Genomic DNA, 17181 nt, shown 5'->3' on the forward strand with positions numbered 1-17181 from the left:
AATAAACACGTATTAACTGACCGACGAGAGGAGGGAAGTGACACCGAGATTTTAACGAGGTGCATGAATTCAGAAACACAAAATAACTAGCCATGAATAAATGTGTGTGGAATGGTGTTTTACTACAAATCACGAAAGACTACAAAAAACCGTAATTGGATTCTTGTTAATTTTTAATATATTTAGATTCCTCAAACAATTTATTTCCTACAATTTTCTCCCCCTTTTAATGAAATATAAATACCAAATAATGGGTATTGATTAATCATTGTTTAAAGTTGAAGTTTGATTAAACCATATAATTATGAAATGTACAGCACTTACTATTTTACTTTATACGTCATTTTCATTTTACCATATTGCAAGTTTTTCTCAAGTTGTAGACAAAGAGGAACAAAGTGGTTTCACTTCCATATCTTTTGATGAGATTTCAAATAACGGACAAAGACTTAATTCTTTAGAACGTAAAGCATTGTTTAATAAAGAGTTTACTGCAGCATTATCTGATGTTTCATCTAATTACATTGGAAATTTTGCAAGTATCAATGTGGGGGCTAAAAAAGCATCTTTTGCGTCATCTTTTGTACGTGAAGGGAGTGTTTTTGGTTTAAATATAAGTGGTAGTACTACTGACGGTACATTAAGGCTCTTAAACAATAATAAATTGAATTACAATCTTGATGTGGGTTTTCAGTTTCATTTTATAGATGCTTCCAAAAAAATTCAGTTTGAAGTTGATGTTGAGGATTGGAAATCCAAACGTATGCAAAGAAGAAAATTTCTTGCTGATGCAAAAAAGAAAAAAGAAGCCATCAGACAGGGTGAAAACTTAAAAACTATTATTGCAAAAAAAATTGCCACATCTTCTAAAATAGATGATTTCGATAATAAGATTGAATACATAAAAAAGTCGGGGGGAGTGAATACTATCACTGTTGACTTATTAAAAGTACAGATAGCCATTATAGAACAAAAACTCTCGAACCTTCAAGAATATCTAGATTTTATATCCAAAAAAAGCACAAAATACAATGACCGAAAACAAGTAATCTTAAATAATCTACAAAATTGTTTTACAAAAAAATGTATAGAAGAAAAAAGTTTATTAGAAAATGATATTGCGGTTAAAAATACTTTGATGAATAAAGACAAGCTTAAATCAAAATTGACCGCTATAAAATTAAAACTTAAAACTTTTGATATAATTAAACATCAAAAAGATTTAGTAAACGAAAAAACCAAGCATCAAACTAAATTAAAAGAATTGGAAGAAGAGATAGCTTATCTAAAAAGTAAAAAATCATTGCTTATTAGTATTGAGGGCACCAAATTGCAAACTGCATTAAAGAAACACGATAGAAACGCTGTACAGACATATGGTTCAGTATTTAATTGGTTTTCTATTGGATTTAAAGGTGGGCTTAAAAGTTTTATTCTTTATGACTCTGAAGCTCCTTACGAAGAGCAATTGATGCCAAGTGAAAATGCCAACTTAGAACTTACCTTACAATATTCATGGCATAGTAGAAATTATCTAAAAAGTTGGAAATCTTATTTGGTTAATGCTGGCTTGAATATTACCTACGGTGATAATTTAAACTCATTAAAAAGTCTAACTCTTGAAGACCAGACTCTGATTTCTAACATAAATAATGTTACTCGAAGTATTCGTGACGAAACAAATGTCTACGTTGGAGATTATCAAAATAATTTAACCGGACTAAGGCTGTATACTGATATTTATTATTTCCTTTTTAAAGGTAACCTTGCCGCATTGCACCTTTACCCTACAGCTAACTTTAGTCAAATGCAAAAACCTTTATTTAGCACACAAATAGGCCTATTACTATCCTATAAAAACAAAGACAATCCAGGGTCTGTTGTAAATGCTGAATTATTCTATTCATTAAATGATATTGGTAATCGCGTAAATTCTAATCTTAATCTATTAGGAAGAAATACACTAGGCCTTCGATTAACCGTACCTATTAAATTTAAATATCAATTATAAAAACAAAACTAATGAGTGTAAAAACAAAAATTAGAATTCTCAGGGAAAAGCCTTATAAGGTTACATGTTTAGAAAGTGATTACAGTTCTTCATTTGAAACAGAAACCCAGGCTTTTGATGCTAAAAATCGTCACCAGGAAAGGTTTCCAACTCATAAAGTGGTCGTAACTCATACAATTGTATTAAAAAATGACTAACAATAAATTTAAGAATATGAATAGATTACAAAAATTTGTATCTTCCATAGAAAAAGATTCAGAAATTAAGAACAGTTTTACAGATGAACAAATAGCTGTTCTGAAAGAAAAAGCAAAGAACGATAAACCACCTATTTGGGATAAGCAAATTTTTATGGGAGTAGTTTATATAGTGGGAGGAGCTCTATTGTTATGTATAGTTTTTGCTGGATTCAGTATTTTTCCATACGAATACAACGAAATCATAGACCCTACAACTAACTCAAAAACTAAAGAGCTTATAGAAAAAGACGTTAATAATTTTTTTGTTATGATAGCCTCAGCTTCCATCGGTGCATTAGCTGGGTTATTGGTTCCAAAACCTTCGAATAATTAAATCTAGAGAAGGAATCCTTTACAATTAACTGACCAACGATAGGAGAGAAGGTAATGTATGTGTAGTGGTATTTTACTACATTTTCTAAAATTTATTACGCTTTTACATAATTGATTACTTGTTAAATATTAATATATTTATAATCTCCAATAAATCTAATTCCCACAACTCTAATTATGTAAACTCTAGATGCCAACTATTTGGTATTAAACAATGTTATTGACCAATATGTATAAAATATTATCACTTGACGGAGGAGGGAGTTGGGCAATTATCCAACTCTTAACACTCAAAGATAGATATGGTAATATAAAAGGCCATGAGCTACTAAAAAAGTTCGATTTAATAATAGCAAATTCGGGCGGTAGTATTGTTTTAGCTGCCCTGGCTGAAAACTACTCTATAGACCAAGCTATCAGCTTATTTAAGGATAAGAAAAATCGAGAACGTATTTTTTACAAAAACTCTTTTAGGGATAGATTTTTTCCTGTTGACTACATACGTGCTTTGGGTATGGGCTTTGGTCCAAAGTATAGTGCCAAAAAGAAAAAGGAGGCTTTCGAGTATTTCTTCCCTAAGATAAATATGGTTCAAATGGATGAACTACCTAAGTTTATCGGAAAGGAATCACTCAAAATAGTAGTTTGTACGTACGATGCTCTAAATAATCGAGCAAAATTTTTTAAATCTTATACATCAAGTAACAATGGTTATGATTCTGTAAAACTAACGCAGGCAATAAATGGTTCGTCGAATGCCCCGGTGCAGTATTTTGATTTCCCTGCTAGATTTAAAGCTAAAGAAAGTGATATTTTTTTTGAATTGTGGGACGGAGCGCTCGGTGGCTTTAATAACCCAGTATTGGCAGGAGTTATAGAAGCTTTCAAACTAGGGGTGGATCTAAAAAAAATTAGAATGATTTCCATTGGAACAAGTAATTCCTTAATGTCATTGGATGATAAAAAGAGCTTTTGGAAATGGAAACAAATTGCATTGAAATATCGAAGAAAAAAGCTATTCTTTTTGAAACTAAAACCTCAGTCAAAGTTTTTTTCAGAAACTGTATTGAATCAAGCGAAGACAATTTTATATCAACCACCAGATACAGCTAATTATATTGCTATGATGTTTCTTAAAGCAACTACGGGACTCACGACAAATGAAAATATTATAAGGTTATCGCCATTAATACACTTTGATACAGCAACACCAAAAGAAGTTATACCGTTGATTAGTAAATTGTATTTGTTAGACATGGATTTAACAAAGGATGAAGAAATAACTTCTCTTATGGAATGTTTCAAAGCATGGCAAAAAGGGAAGATTTATAACCAACCAATAGAGTTTAAAGTAGAAAGGAATAATGATTTGTTATTTATTAAGGGAGATAAATTATATCAAGATGGTATTGATAGATGGAGAAGATGGGAAGGATAGCTTTTTATATGAGAAAAAGTAACCTATTTTTAATTTACTCAAATCAAACATTATAAATGAAGATTACATATAAAACTAAACAGGGAAAGTATATTCATGGAGATTCGATTGAAATTTTGTCCAATGAGTTAAATCATAAATTAAAAGGAAAAGTAGACTTAATAATAACGTCGCCTCCATTTCCTTTAAACAATAAAAAAAAATACGGTAATGAAAGAGGTGTAGAATACCTTAAATGGTTTACCGATTTGGCTCCTGTCTTTTCGAATCTTTTATCCGATACAGGTTCATTAGTTATAGAAATTGGAAATTCTTGGGAACCAAATAGGCCAATTCAATCTTTACTCCATTTAGAGTGCTTATTTGGTCTAGTAAAGCATCCAACTGCGAGTCTTAGACTTATTCAAGAGTTTATTTGTTATAATCCTTCAAAACTCCCTTCTCCCGCACAATGGGTAACTGTTAATAGAATTAGAACAGTAGATAGTTACACTCATATCTGGTGGCTTGCAAAATCAGATTTTCCAAAAGCAGATAATAGTAAAGTTTTAAAACCCTATAGCAAGAGTATGATTAATCTTTTGAAAAGGAAAAAATATAATTCGGGAAAAAGACCATCTGAACATGTGATAAGTGAAAAAGGCTTTTTAGAAGATCATGGAGGAAGTATTGCTCATAACTTTTTTGAGCTCAATAACTATGACGAAAAAAGAGATGTTAGGCTACCTCATAGTGTTTTAAGTTTTTCAAACACAAACTCAAATGATTTTTTCCTGAAGACATGCAGAGAGAAGGAAGTTACTCCACATCCAGCTAGGATGAATGGTGGTTTAATTAATTTTTTTATCGAATTTTTAACTGATGAGGGTGATTTGGTTTTGGATCCTTTTGGTGGTAGTAACACTACTGGTTTCTGCGCAGAAGTATTGAGAAGAAAATGGATGTCATTTGAAATAAAAGAAGATTATTTAGAACAAGCAAAAATTAGATTTCAAAATCCTTTAGTAAAAGAGAATGCTATAAAATAATGGGTAATATGACAGCTAACGATAAAATACTAAATGAATTTATAAATACTGATATTCTCAAAGAAGGAAAGCTAAAAGATTTTTTTGCTGGTCGACCATTTTCTTTGTCCTATGAAAATGCAAGCGTTCTAATCTGTGATGATGATAAAATGAAAGTAAATGGTATTGCTCAAGGCACTTTTTTACTAGCGTTTTATGATAATGAGGAAATAGTTGAAGAAGCAATTTTATTAAGGGCTTTAACACCAGCAAAACTGCCGACTGATAGCGCTAATGTCAGTTCAATGATTGAATACTATAAAGATAATTTACCAACAACTGGTGATGACTCAAAGTTAGATGACTTTACGAAATATGAGTTTAGCTTTTCAGGATTAGAATGTCGGGTTTTAGGTACTTTCTATAGGAAGGAAGGTAAAATTGAATTTGGGGCTGATTTAGAGAATTTTTATTCCGCTCATCATTATAGTGTTTATAAAGTCAACAAAAATGTTTTGGGGTTTATAGTAAATCAACGTGATTCCCCTGACATAGTTCCAGGAAACCCAAATGAATTTGATTTTGGTTATGTCAGATATAGTTCTAGTAGGAGATTCCAGAGTAAAGAAGAAAGTGCAAGGGTATATATGAATCCATCAGATTTGTTAGGCAAAAGAACTGCTCTTTTTGGCATGACAAGAACTGGTAAATCCAATACAGTAAAAAAAGTAATTGAAGCTACAGTCCAAATATCTTCCAAAGCCACTATTAAATTAGAAGATTATGATGGTAGTATTGAAGGAAATTTAAAACCTTTAAGTGAGCACGGAGCGCCTAAATATCCAGTAGGCCAAATAATTTTCGATGTAAATGGAGAATATGCAAACCCCAATATGCAAGATGAAGGAACTGCAATTTTTGAAATGTTTAAAGATGATGTTACTCGATATAGCGTTTTAAAGAAAGATGGCTTTGTCGTAATGAAGATTAACTTCTTTAAACAAATTCAATCAGGATTTGAGTTAATAAAAAGCTATTTAGCAAATGATTCTGCAGGTTTTGTAAAGAGTTTACTTGCCGTTAGTTTAGAGGAACCTTTAGATAAAACAGATAAAAGTGCAGTCTGTAGGTGGGAAAGAAAGATTGCGGCATATTTCTGTTGTCTAAAATCTGCGGGGTTTGAAATACCAAGTGACATGAAAACAATTAAATTTCAAGGTAACGCAATCTTGAATAAACTGGTTAAAGAAGACGGCTCATTAGATCCCGTTAAAGGCATAACCTACGATCAAGCAATTAACTGGTTTAGTATTATTTGGGAAAATTATGAGAGTTTAGATTATTTTCAGAAATATCGATCTTCAAAAGATAAAGAATGGGCTGATGCGGACTTGAAAGCTTTACTTGTCTTTTTAACAAGAAAAAGAAGGTCAGGTGGTGCTGTAGACAATGATGGATTCCTAAGATTAAGAGGTATTCTAGACCAACATACAGCAACGGGTAATGGTGCATTTACTGTAGATATTGTGAATTTATTAAGGCAAGGAAAAATTGTGATAATTGACATTTCACAAGGACCTCCAAAAATTCAGAGAATGTATTCGGAAATGCTGTGTAAAGAAATTTTCGATGATTCTATGAAGGTATTTATTAATAATAAGCCTAATAACTTTATTCAATTTTATTATGAAGAAGCGCATAATCTTTTTCCCAAAAAAGATGATTCAGACCTCAGTCAGATTTATAATCGAATAGCAAAAGAAGGAGCAAAGCTTAATCTAGGTATGATATACGCAACACAAGAAGTTAGTTCTATTAGCTCAAATATTCTCAAGAATACACAGAATTGGTTTATAGCCCATTTAAATAATGATGACGAAACAAGGGAACTAAAGAAATATTACGATTTTAGTGATTTTACCGAATCTTTAACAAGGTTTAGTGCAAAGAATGATAAAGGCTTTGTTAGAATGAAAACATATTCAAACCCATTTGTTGTACCTGTACAAATAGATAAATTTGAAGTAAAATAACGATGGCATACTCAAGTAAAACTGGAAGAAGACCAGATGAGAATGCAAGTAAAATTTCTCATTCACATATAATAAACGATAAAGTTGTAAAAGAATTTATATCGAATTGCTCGTATCCAAAATCTAAAGAAGAGATTCATTTAGATCCATCTTTACTTGTTGATATTGAATATCCTAAAGAGAATACTGTAAATCTTATTGTCGCAGTTGATGGTGGGTATTCAACTGTTTCTGTCAAGAAAACATTTCCCTCAAGTCAAATTTCTTTTTTTCAAATAGGGACTCTTGTTTTGAAAACTGTAGATCTAAACAGTTTATCAGAAAAGCCATTTATATCAAGGGAATCAATGTCCAAGTTAAAAGAATTGGAACGAGATAAATTGGTACTACCAACGAAAAATGTCGCTTACAAGGAAAATTTGACCCTTACTGATTCTATAAGGCAATGCATATTCGAGTATTTTAAAAATAAAAAGGATAAAACCAGTTTATTAGAAACTTTACATTGGTTTTTATTTGAAACCTATAAGGATGAGGATGTTGATTTTCAACTTGCCAGTTGTCCCAATTGTGGTGAGAAAAAAGTGAAACTTAATAAGAATGATTTTAATAATGATTTTATATCTCGCTCGTGTGTTTGTAAAGAGGTCATATATATAACTGATGTTTTTAGGTTTCATGAAGTAATTGATGATGAACTAGGAGCCGGCGGTATTTTAGGTTATTTGACAAACATATTGGAGCATTTTAATATTATTCATACTATAAAATTCATTTATTCCAACAAGCCAGACTTATTAAAAAATATTTTGTTTATCAAAGACGGTCCTTTAGCCTTTTTTGGACAAACAGCAAGACTTCATGAACCAATGAGAAACTTGTGTAATTTTCTTTTTGATAATTATAATGTTTTATTAGTTGGTTTAGAAAAAAGTGGCGCTTTTGTTGAGCATGCGGAGGAAATTAAGGATATGGAGCCTTTCAAATTAGGAAAAGCATACCTTTTAAATAATAAACATATTTACAAGTACATTTTGCCAGGTAATCCTGATACACCAGCCCCTTATGCTAGTACATCATACTATAGTTCAAAATTAATATTTAAATCGAGACAAGGCAGAATGCATGTGATTACGTTACCGGTAGAAAATGAAAATATAGTAATTAATCCGGAAAAACTTGATTTCAAAAATTTCGATATTATTTTAGATAATATAGAAAAGTTAAGATGTGATATGTATGATAACTCTATCATTCCAGTTGCCTTAGCCAACAAGCTAATTTCATTATCAAATCATCCTAGTACAATATTACTAGAGAAGTTTTCTAAATCCCTTATTAAATGATTTATATAGATCGAAATAGGGTACCTAAGCCCAAAATATTTGATTCTGAAAAAACCATTATTGCAATTGAAAAACTTGAAGAGTTTTATACTCGAAGGGATAAGTTAAAAAACCAGCAAAGATTTAGTCAGCCATTTAGAGGGGAATTTCAAAAGGATTTAAAAATCAGTTTAAGAGAGCTGTTTAATGAAAAATGTGCTTATTGCGAATCAAAAATTAACCCTGCTGCCTCAACTGGTGATTTAGATCATTTTAGACCTAAAAGTGGTGCTAGAGGATATGACAAAAGTTTTAGCCCAGAACATTACTGGTGGCTTATGTATGAATGGAATAACCTCTACTATTCGTGCCCTGTGTGCAATAGATATAAGGCGACATGGTTCCCCTTAAATAATAAGCCCGCACAAATAAAAACACCTTATCAAGAAATAATTAAAAAAGAAAAACCATTATTAATAGACCCCTGTATTGATCGACCAAAAGAACATTTGACTTTTGATAAGCAAGGAAATGCAATTCCACTAACAGAAAAAGGAAAAGTTACTATTGAGATACTAAAATTAAATAGAGAAGATTTAGTTTCATCCAGATATGAAGCTATTAAGGAGGAATTTGGTAGTTGGGAAAGAATCACAAAAATATTTGACCTTGATAATTCTATTGAATTGAAATCAATGTTTTCCGAATGGATGTCAATAATTGAAGGAAATAATAAAAAGCCATATCTAGCATCAAGGAGAATGTTAATTACTGATAGATTAGATTCAAATGCTGAGATTAAAGAATATTTTGTATCCATGAAGTTTATGGATGACAAAAAAACAATAACTTCTGTTGATAATAGGCTAAATGAAATTGAAAATTTTACTATTGCTACTGCTGATTTAGTTGATGAAGAAAAAGTTGATTTTTCTAAAATTAAAAGTCAAGTCTATTTGAAATCTTTGGAGTTGAAAAATTTCAAGTGCTTTTCTGAATTAAAAATTGATTTTAATAATTCATCAAATCTTGGAGATTTTTCATCGCAAGACTTTTCTACAGAAGATTTTAATACAACAAATGAATTACAAGAGCCTTGGGTTGTTTTTTTAGGAGAAAATGGAGTAGGTAAAAGTTCAATATTACAAGCAATTTCTCTTTGTTTGATGGGGGACACGTACAGAAAAAAGCTGGAAGATATTACTCCAAATAGGTTGTTGAAAAATGAGGAAAAAGAGGGCTATATAAAATTATTTTTAGTTGGTGATAAGGAGCCAGTTTCTATCGAATTTTCAAGTGATTCTAATGATTTTATCACAAATAGAAAATCTGCAATCACTCTACTTGCGGGTTATGGTTCAGTAAGAGTGTTACCTAAAAACAATATTCAAGAAGAAATTAGAACAAGAGGTTCAATAAAAGTTTTAAATCTATTTGACTATAGTTACTCCTTAACAGACGCAAAAAAATGGCTGCTTAGGAAAAGTTGGACATCTTCTGATTTTGGTAAAATTGCCTTAACGTTAAAAGATTTATTGCTTCTTGACCCAATAAATGATGAGATTCGACAGGATTTAAAAGAAAAAGAAATATGGATTTATAAAAATGGAAAAAAGCAATCTTTAGAACAGCAAAGTGATGGATATAAAACTGTAATAGCTCTTGCTGTTGATATCATGGCATTTTTCATAAGAGAAAATGTGAGTTTTGAATTAGCGGAAGGTATCGTTTTAATTGATGAGTTAGGCACTCATTTACACCCGCGGTGGAAAATGCGAATTGTAAAATCTCTAAGAAATGCTTTTCCAAAATTACAATTTATAGTTACGACTCACGAACCTTTATGTTTAAGGGGTTTAAACGAAGGTGAAGTAGTTGTTTTAACTAAAGATAAAGAAGATAATATACTGCCTATAACAGAGCTGCCAGACCCAAGTAAATTTAGAGTAGACCAACTTTTGACATCTCCCTTTTTTGGATTAAGTAGTGCAATATCTCCTGAAACCGAGGAGGTTTTTAATGAATACTATGGTTTACTTGCAAAAGAAGAAAGTGATAGAACTGGAAAAGATAAAGAAAGGTTAATGACTCTAAGTGATAAAGTATCAAAGATTAAATATTTAGGCGATACTTTAAGAGAAGAATTAGCTTTATATGTTATAGATGAATTAATTGCACAAACAAAAACGGTAGATATTAAAAATCAAAAAATTGAAAACTTAAAGGAGGAAGTAAAACGGAGAGTTGAAGATATATGGAAGCAATTGGATTCAGATAATAATGAAATGTTATGATATATATTGATAAAGCATCGCACCCTGTTCCTGAAATCCTAATTAATCCAGAAAAATCTGGCATTAAGGAAACAAATAAAAATGTAGAGTGTATTAATAATAATGAACCAGAAAATTTAAAATTTAATGTTTATTCGAATCCAAAAGTAAAAGATAGCTTAATTGATCTTTTTAATGGAAAATGTGCCTATTGTGAAAGTAAATTTTTGCATGTTTACTCTGGTGACATAGAGCATTTTAGACCAAAAGGGGAAGTTTTAACAAAGGAAAACGTAGCTCTAAAACCAGGCTATTATTGGCTTGCAGCGGATTGGGATAATTTATTATTATCCTGTAGAAATTGTAATCAAAAACTTAGACACTTAGTAATTGGTGAAACTCATAAAAAAACAATGGGAAAAATGAATCAATTTCCATTGGCAGATTCTTCTAAATATGTTCTAAGTCACAATTCTGATATAACTGATGAGGAAAATTATAGACTTTTAATTCAACCCTGTATTGATGACCCAGAGGATCATTTAGAGTTTGATGTTAATAGTGGGGTCGTCAGAGGTATTACAGATAAAGGTAAAGAGTCCATAGAAGTTTATGTACTGCAAAGAATTCCATTGGTTCAGTCTAGAGAAAAACTATTAATTGATATCAAAGCTCAGATCCAAAGAGTTATTGATGCAGTTAATAATGTGAATGATAATTTGGATACCGCAAACTCAAGTAAAAGATTATATTTTGATAAGATTTTAAAGCGCGAAATGAAGCGGTTAAAAAAATATTTAAACACGGAAGAAGAGTATATTGCTATGGCCAAGCAAATTATTAATCCCTTTCTTAGTTCAAATTTTGGAATTATTGTTTAGTTCGTGGTTTGCGTGTGGCCTAAGAGAATTTTAGCCAAACAATAGGCGAGGGGAGCGGCCATATTCTAGAGGGCTCGCAATACGGTTTGTTGAACACCATAATGTTTAAGGTAGTTTTAAGCGGTCTTAAGAGTCAGAATGCTTTCTAGAATATAGCGACTGAGCCGTGATTGTTTCCAAAATTATCTGTAAGCCTTGATTTTTTTGTTTCTTTTTTTATCAAGAAAAAAAGAAAAGAAACTCTATTTCATAGAAGAATTCCGCAAGCAAGCAGAGAGTGTTATAATACCATTTGATACTTCTCACTTGTGAAATAGAGCAAAATGAAAAAAGTCCTTGTTTGTTTTGATTGATAGTTTTGACTTCATATTTTTTCTGTGGGTTTTGACCGTTTCGGCACTTATGAACAATCTATCTCCGATTTCTAGGTTGGTCAATCCTTCTCCAACTAATAGAGCTATTTCTTTCTCTCGTGTTGATAACGTTTCAAATTTTGATAGATTTAAAAAATCTACCTTTTCACGATTGATAGAAAAATCACTTTCGGTTTTCAGCATATCAATTTCATCCTTCTGTACGTTGGCGAATTTAATAAAGTATATGGCGATAAAATATATTCCCACGTTATACGCCACAATGTGAATGGCGTCATAAATCCACTCATACAAAAGGAAATGGGTAAAAAATGGTGATAAAAAATGATGGGACAGAAATAATTGTAATACAGTATAATATAACAGATAGAGTATAAGTATATATCCATTTCTAGGTATAAATGCTATCACAAAAAGAATCGCAAGAGAATATAGATTTATAAATGAAGGATAAACCTTGGAAATAGACAAGCTTAAAATAAAAAAACCCGTAGTCGTGGATAAAGAAAAAAAATGATAGGACTCTTCATGTTTCCCATAAGAATTTATGACCAACGCGATGAAGGAAGAAATCAACACATTTAGGGTAAATAAATAGGTATTACCCAACGGAACAAAAGCTTCCATTAATAAAGTTAATAAACATGCAACCAAGGAAAGCCTTAGTATATTCCTAAAGAGGGTTTCTTTGTTTAATTCTCGCTCGAAGCTAATAATTTGAAATGATTTTCTGTAATCTTTGGTAGGTGTCATCTTATTCGTTTGTCAGCACAATATATAAATATAGTTTGTTCCATTAACGCTGATTAGTAGCCAAAATCGGAGTGTTATCCTATAACCGGAATCATATATGGTGAAATATTATTTGTATCTATTATTTATTATGGAACATAAGAGGTGAGGGGTGTATGATGAAATAATGAATTGATTTCTAGATAATTACCCACTAATGGGTATTGTGTTTTACATTTATTTCCTTTTGATTTAACATTTGAAATTAAAAGGTTTTATTAAACACAAAACATAAAAGTATGAAACGTATTATTTTATTTTTTTTGGTAATTTTTGTTTTTGGGTGTGGAGAAAGGCTAAAAGTGGATTTCCCACAACAAGGAAAATTAGAAGACCTACCCGAGACTAAAGAATCCACAATCTTTCTTCCTTTATCTATTAAAGGTGTCCAGTTGATGGAATTAGTAGAATCTCAACTCCCTAATGGGGTGGTTCATCGTGGTTCCGGTAGTGAAGGCAATACAAAGAATTATTCATATGAGGTAATTAGAAACAAGCCTATTTCCTTTAAACCTAGTGGAAACGAATTAAAATTTAATATTCCCCTTACTGTAAATGCAAGTGGTTCTTATACTGCATGCGTGGGGTTTTGGAGAGACGGGGACTGTTGCTCAACACCAAACCCCTTTGGTAATGGTTGTGCTACTCCTGGCGTTACAAGTACGGAAAATGGAAATACCACGGTCGAAATTATGACAGAATTAACTCTTGGGTTTAGCATGAACCCTGACTATTCTTTGGACGTTTATTCTTCTTTTAACGCTGTATTGAACAACAACCCGCATTTAAGTTTTGATTTGATTGGCAACGTAATACGTTTTAATATTTCTATTAGAGATGAGATTGAACCTCAATTAAGAAACTATTCGGCGACCATTGACCAACAAATTAAGGATTATATTAATTCGGAATTAAGCAAGATTGATCTTAAAGAAGAGGTGGGTAGATTATGGCCAAAATTTCAAGAACCAATAAGTATTGACGATGGCAAACTCTATTTGAACAATAATCCTCAAATAGTATATTTTGATAATTTGAACAGCGCAAATAATATGATAAACTTATCTTTTGGCATAGCTTCTAAAGTTTCTATTTCCGATGTTCCAGTCAAAGGATCAACACCCATGGGTGATTTAATCATTGATCAAAAAAAACAAGGTGGCTTCAATATATCTTTACCTATTAACGGTTCCTTTGAAACAATTACAGACTTGCTGAATACTAAGTATTCTGATCAGGTTTATTCTGAAGGGAATAACGAATTCAAGATTAAAGAAATTAAAATGAGAGGGATAATCCTGGAAAATAACAAGGCAGGAATCTTGATAGACATAGGTTTTAAGGTTACAAAAGGAATAGCCAAAAGAACTAAGGGGAGTTTATATATCACTACTGTTCCCGCATATAATAAAGAACAAAAAACAATTTTTCTCCAAGATTTTAAATTAACACCAAATACAAATTCGGCTCTTATTGATAAAGGCTTGAATTGGATGGCAAACAGAAAATTTTATGAAGAAATCATTGAATCTGCAACTTATGACTTCTCAGAAGATTACAATGACCATTTTATAACTGCTAAGGAAGTTATATCTGAAATTCTTTTGGATGGCTTGACTATTCGTGGGACATTGGATTATCTAGATTTTGAGGGTTTCCATATTAATAATGAAAACTTGGTTCTTTTGTTTAATGCCAGAGGAGAACTTAAAACAGATCCATTTGATTTGTCTTCATTAGAATTAAATAACTAATTACGGACTTCAAACAAAGAAAATAGGATTCAATAAACACCGTGCTAATCAATACCAACGCTACAACTGGCCCAAAATTTCAGAGATACTTAATCTCTAAAATTTATGTCCTATTTTACATAATGTTAGAAGCACCTAAAGAAAAGATTCAATCAAGACGAGAGGTTAGCAAGGGCTAAGAAATTATCTCGTAGAGCCAGCGCTTCATCTCGCGCATATTTTAAAAGGTCTACCAGACCTTCAAAAATACTGCCGTGTTGCGGCAAGCTGCCGAGAAATGCGAAGCATTCATAAGCACCATTAAAAATCAATAAAAGTCTTGCGAATAATGCTGTAGAAAAAAATCTTGCACACATTTCCTCGAATACGAGAATTTTAAATGAATCTAAAAGGCTAGCTTTTAAATTCGTGACAAAAGAAATTAGCCAGTGGCTGATTTCTTTTGGTGGCGAGCTGCAGCGGCTGCCTCACACAATAGGTAATTTTATTCTGGTCGCGACATTTTAGCTTTGACAAAATTGCTGACGATTGTTTTAACTTTCCAGTAAAACGGTTATACTTTAATCAGCCCGTTCTATAAATATTTTTATACTTTCCAGAAAAACGGCTTTGACATAATTGTTGACGATATAGACCTAAAGGCGCTATATCTACAATTATATCAAATAGCACAGCTATACGCCGTTTTACATATTGAACGAATTTGTACTATAATGTTCCGCGTTATGTAACTTGAGCTTTGGTTAAAAGCGAAAGTTTCTACTTTTTTCCTTGTTTTTTTCTTTCTAAAAACTTTCTTCTAAAGGTAATGGAACACTTATTATACGAGCCGACGGTAGGAGGGGAGTGTAATGTGTGTGAAATGGTTTTAACTTCAATTAATTAATAGAGGCCCTAAACTCCTTAGGGGAACGCCCTACTTTTTGTTTGAACAACCGACTAAAGTGTTGCGGATATTTAAAACCTAGTTCATAGGCGATTTCACTCACTGATTTGTTAGGGTCGAATACTTTTTCCTTAGCTACATCTATCAATTTCGCTTGAATAAATTCTTGGGCAGATTTGCCGGTTTCCTTTTTAACCAGATCACCAAAATAATTGGAAGATAAATGAAGCTGATCCGCAAAATATGCTACTGAAGGTAAACCATTATTTTTTGGCTTTTCCGATGAAAAATATTGAGAAAGTAGATGATCAAACTTCTCTAAAGTACCCTTATTCACTACTTCACGTGTAATGAATTGCCTGTCATAAAAACGAAGGCAATAGTCTAAAAATAGCTCAATATTGGTCACAATCAGTTTCTTGCTATGTTTATCAATGGGCTGTTCCAATTCAAACTGAATTTTTTCCAATAAACTCAAGATTAGCTTTCGCTCTTTAGCGGATAAATGCAAAGCCTCATTACTTGAGTACGCAAAGAAATTAAATTCGTGAATCTTTTTTGCCAAACTTGTACCCAGCAATAGGTCTGGGTGAAAAAGCAAAGCATAGCCTTTGGGTACAAAACCCGGTTCATAACCGCCAAGTTCAATAGTCTGGTTGGGCGCCATAAAAACCAAGGTACCTTCGTCATAGTCATATGAGTTACCGCCATACTTAAGTTTACAACCCACTGCATCTTTCAAAAAAATAGCATAACAGCTGTAATGAAATCCGTCGTACGATTTATTGGTATATCCGGTTTGGTTTACCTTTTTAAAATCGACAATACCTACCAAAGGATGCAGAACTTCGTAATTTCTCAATTTAAAGTAGTCTGCAATGGTTTTAATTTCTAAAATATTCTTCACGACTCATTGTATTTGAAATAAAGATAACCTATTGATGATCACATCATCAAGCTACATATGTATTATCTGTAATTTTGGTATAAACATCCGTTATTTGGGTAGTACCGCACCTAAGTTCTTCCCCTAATTTTGGCATTGTAATCAAGTACAATGAAGAAGATAGGAACTTTAATGTTGTTGCTGTTATTAAGTACTGCTAATGCGCAGGAAAATGCAAAAGATAAAAACTATAGGTTTTTAGATGACTTTAGAGGAAGTGCAAGTATAACCCATAATGGCGTTTCATTAGTTCCTTCTTTTTCTTTAGGTGATCCCGCATTGCTGTTCGATTTAAAATTCACCAAAAAAAAGTTAAGTTTTGAGCCTGACATGCGTTTTTCTCTCGATGCCAAACCGTGGACTATGCTTTTTTGGTTTCGCTATAAGGCGATTGAAAAAGAAAAGTTTTCACTGAGGGTAGGGGCGCATCCCGGACTGAATTTTAGAACTGTAAATGTTATTAGAAACGGCAATACCGAAGAACTTTTAGAATCTAGAAGATATTTAGGTGCCGAAGTGATACCCAGTTATAAATTATCAAAGCATACTAGTATTGGCATGTATTATCTGTACGCCCGAGGTTTTGATAAAGGGGTAAAAGAAACTAATTTTTTGGTGCTTAATGCTGCCTTTAGTCTATTTCCCATTTCAGAATCGTTTTATATAAATTTTACACCACAAGTTTACTATCTTACCTCTGACGATTTAACCGGATATTATACCTCAGCGTTCTTGACCATTGGTAAAAAGCAATGTCCATTTTCGTTGACAGGTGTTATAAATAAAGGCATAAGCACCCAAATATTGCCCGATGATGATTTCACTTGGAGCGTGCTATTGAACTATAGTTTTCCAACAAAAAGAAAGATTTAAGAAAAGGCATAACCCT

General features: G+C 32.0%; 14 protein-coding genes. 11 read left to right on the forward strand and 3 right to left on the reverse strand.

Annotated features, from left to right (window positions below; genetic code table 11):
• Positions 1 to 304 precede the first annotated feature (304 nt).
• The 9 genes from UH7x_RS18105 (at position 305) to UH7x_RS18145 (ending at position 11540) form a co-directional block, all read left to right on the forward strand.
• Entirely contained in the window at positions 305 to 2011 is a 1707-nt protein-coding gene (locus UH7x_RS18105) for a hypothetical protein (protein WP_482361334.1), read from the forward strand.
• An 11-nt stretch (positions 2012 to 2022) separates the two neighbouring features.
• Positions 2023 to 2208, forward strand: a complete 186-nt coding sequence (locus UH7x_RS18110) for a hypothetical protein (protein ID WP_482361335.1) — start codon at positions 2023 to 2025, stop codon at positions 2206 to 2208.
• A 16-nt stretch (positions 2209 to 2224) separates the two neighbouring features.
• Complete coding sequence (locus UH7x_RS18115; RefSeq protein ID WP_482361336.1) at positions 2225 to 2584, forward strand: hypothetical protein; 360 nt, start codon at positions 2225 to 2227, stop codon at positions 2582 to 2584.
• Between the two features lie 228 nt (positions 2585 to 2812).
• On the forward strand, positions 2813 to 4021 hold the full coding sequence (locus UH7x_RS18120; protein ID WP_482363627.1) for a patatin-like phospholipase family protein: 1209 nt from the start codon (positions 2813 to 2815) through the stop codon (positions 4019 to 4021).
• A gap of 56 nt (positions 4022 to 4077) precedes the next feature.
• On the forward strand, positions 4078 to 5049 hold the full coding sequence (locus UH7x_RS18125; RefSeq protein WP_482361337.1) for a DNA-methyltransferase: 972 nt from the start codon (positions 4078 to 4080) through the stop codon (positions 5047 to 5049).
• An 8-nt stretch (positions 5050 to 5057) separates the two neighbouring features.
• Positions 5058 to 7061, forward strand: coding sequence for an ATP-binding protein (locus UH7x_RS18130; RefSeq protein ID WP_482361338.1), 2004 nt, complete (start codon positions 5058 to 5060; stop codon positions 7059 to 7061).
• Positions 7062 to 7063: 2 nt separating this feature from the next.
• Positions 7064 to 8407, forward strand: a complete 1344-nt coding sequence (locus UH7x_RS18135) for a hypothetical protein (RefSeq protein ID WP_482361339.1) — start codon at positions 7064 to 7066, stop codon at positions 8405 to 8407.
• Positions 8404 to 10680 carry an AAA family ATPase gene (locus tag UH7x_RS18140; RefSeq protein ID WP_482361340.1) on the forward strand — a complete coding sequence of 759 codons (2277 nt, stop codon included), beginning with the start codon at positions 8404 to 8406 and terminating at the stop codon, positions 10678 to 10680. The genes UH7x_RS18135 and UH7x_RS18140 overlap by 4 nt, the downstream gene beginning before the upstream one ends.
• Positions 10677 to 11540, forward strand: a complete 864-nt coding sequence (locus tag UH7x_RS18145; protein ID WP_482361341.1) for an HNH endonuclease family protein — start codon at positions 10677 to 10679, stop codon at positions 11538 to 11540. The genes UH7x_RS18140 and UH7x_RS18145 overlap by 4 nt, the downstream gene beginning before the upstream one ends.
• A gap of 302 nt (positions 11541 to 11842) precedes the next feature.
• Here the strand turns inward: UH7x_RS18145 and UH7x_RS18150 are convergent, their stop codons facing one another.
• Positions 11843 to 12667 carry a helix-turn-helix domain-containing protein gene (locus tag UH7x_RS18150; RefSeq protein WP_482361342.1) on the reverse strand — a complete coding sequence of 275 codons (825 nt, stop codon included), beginning with the start codon at positions 12665 to 12667 and terminating at the stop codon, positions 11843 to 11845.
• Between the two features lie 278 nt (positions 12668 to 12945).
• Between UH7x_RS18150 and UH7x_RS18155 the strand changes: the two genes are divergently transcribed.
• Positions 12946 to 14460, forward strand: a complete 1515-nt coding sequence (locus UH7x_RS18155) for a DUF4403 family protein (protein WP_482361343.1) — start codon at positions 12946 to 12948, stop codon at positions 14458 to 14460.
• A 152-nt stretch (positions 14461 to 14612) separates the two neighbouring features.
• Here the strand turns inward: UH7x_RS18155 and UH7x_RS18160 are convergent, their stop codons facing one another.
• Positions 14613 to 14816, reverse strand: a complete 204-nt coding sequence (locus tag UH7x_RS18160) for a hypothetical protein (protein ID WP_482361344.1) — start codon at positions 14814 to 14816, stop codon at positions 14613 to 14615.
• A gap of 522 nt (positions 14817 to 15338) precedes the next feature.
• Complete coding sequence (locus UH7x_RS18165; RefSeq protein WP_482361345.1) at positions 15339 to 16253, reverse strand: helix-turn-helix domain-containing protein; 915 nt, start codon at positions 16251 to 16253, stop codon at positions 15339 to 15341.
• 150 nt (positions 16254 to 16403) lie between these two features.
• Here UH7x_RS18165 and UH7x_RS18170 point away from each other — a divergent pair, with 150 nt between their 5' ends.
• Positions 16404 to 17165, forward strand: a complete 762-nt coding sequence (locus UH7x_RS18170; protein WP_482361346.1) for a hypothetical protein — start codon at positions 16404 to 16406, stop codon at positions 17163 to 17165.
• The last annotated feature ends 16 nt before the right edge of the window (positions 17166 to 17181 follow it).

This window comes from Aurantibacter sp. UH7, from assembly GCF_056839165.1.

What these genes read in the sequence shown, in the direction of transcription:
- UH7x_RS18105 (WP_482361334.1), top strand. Translation starts at nt 305, where the DNA reads ATGAAATGTACAGCACTTACTATTTTACTTTATACGTCATTTTCATTT.
- UH7x_RS18110 (WP_482361335.1), top strand. Translation starts at nt 2,023, where the DNA reads ATGAGTGTAAAAACAAAAATTAGAATTCTCAGGGAAAAGCCTTATAAG.
- UH7x_RS18115 (WP_482361336.1), top strand. Translation starts at nt 2,225, where the DNA reads ATGAATAGATTACAAAAATTTGTATCTTCCATAGAAAAAGATTCAGAA.
- UH7x_RS18120 (WP_482363627.1), top strand. Translation starts at nt 2,813, where the DNA reads ATGTATAAAATATTATCACTTGACGGAGGAGGGAGTTGGGCAATTATC.
- UH7x_RS18125 (WP_482361337.1), top strand. Translation starts at nt 4,078, where the DNA reads ATGAAGATTACATATAAAACTAAACAGGGAAAGTATATTCATGGAGAT.
- UH7x_RS18130 (WP_482361338.1), top strand. Translation starts at nt 5,058, where the DNA reads ATGACAGCTAACGATAAAATACTAAATGAATTTATAAATACTGATATT.
- UH7x_RS18135 (WP_482361339.1), top strand. Translation starts at nt 7,064, where the DNA reads ATGGCATACTCAAGTAAAACTGGAAGAAGACCAGATGAGAATGCAAGT.
- UH7x_RS18140 (WP_482361340.1), top strand. Translation starts at nt 8,404, where the DNA reads ATGATTTATATAGATCGAAATAGGGTACCTAAGCCCAAAATATTTGAT.
- UH7x_RS18145 (WP_482361341.1), top strand. Translation starts at nt 10,677, where the DNA reads ATGATATATATTGATAAAGCATCGCACCCTGTTCCTGAAATCCTAATT.
- UH7x_RS18150 (WP_482361342.1), bottom strand. Translation starts at nt 12,667, where the DNA reads ATGACACCTACCAAAGATTACAGAAAATCATTTCAAATTATTAGCTTC.
- UH7x_RS18155 (WP_482361343.1), top strand. Translation starts at nt 12,946, where the DNA reads ATGAAACGTATTATTTTATTTTTTTTGGTAATTTTTGTTTTTGGGTGT.
- UH7x_RS18160 (WP_482361344.1), bottom strand. Translation starts at nt 14,816, where the DNA reads ATGTGTGCAAGATTTTTTTCTACAGCATTATTCGCAAGACTTTTATTG.
- UH7x_RS18170 (WP_482361346.1), top strand. Translation starts at nt 16,404, where the DNA reads ATGAAGAAGATAGGAACTTTAATGTTGTTGCTGTTATTAAGTACTGCT.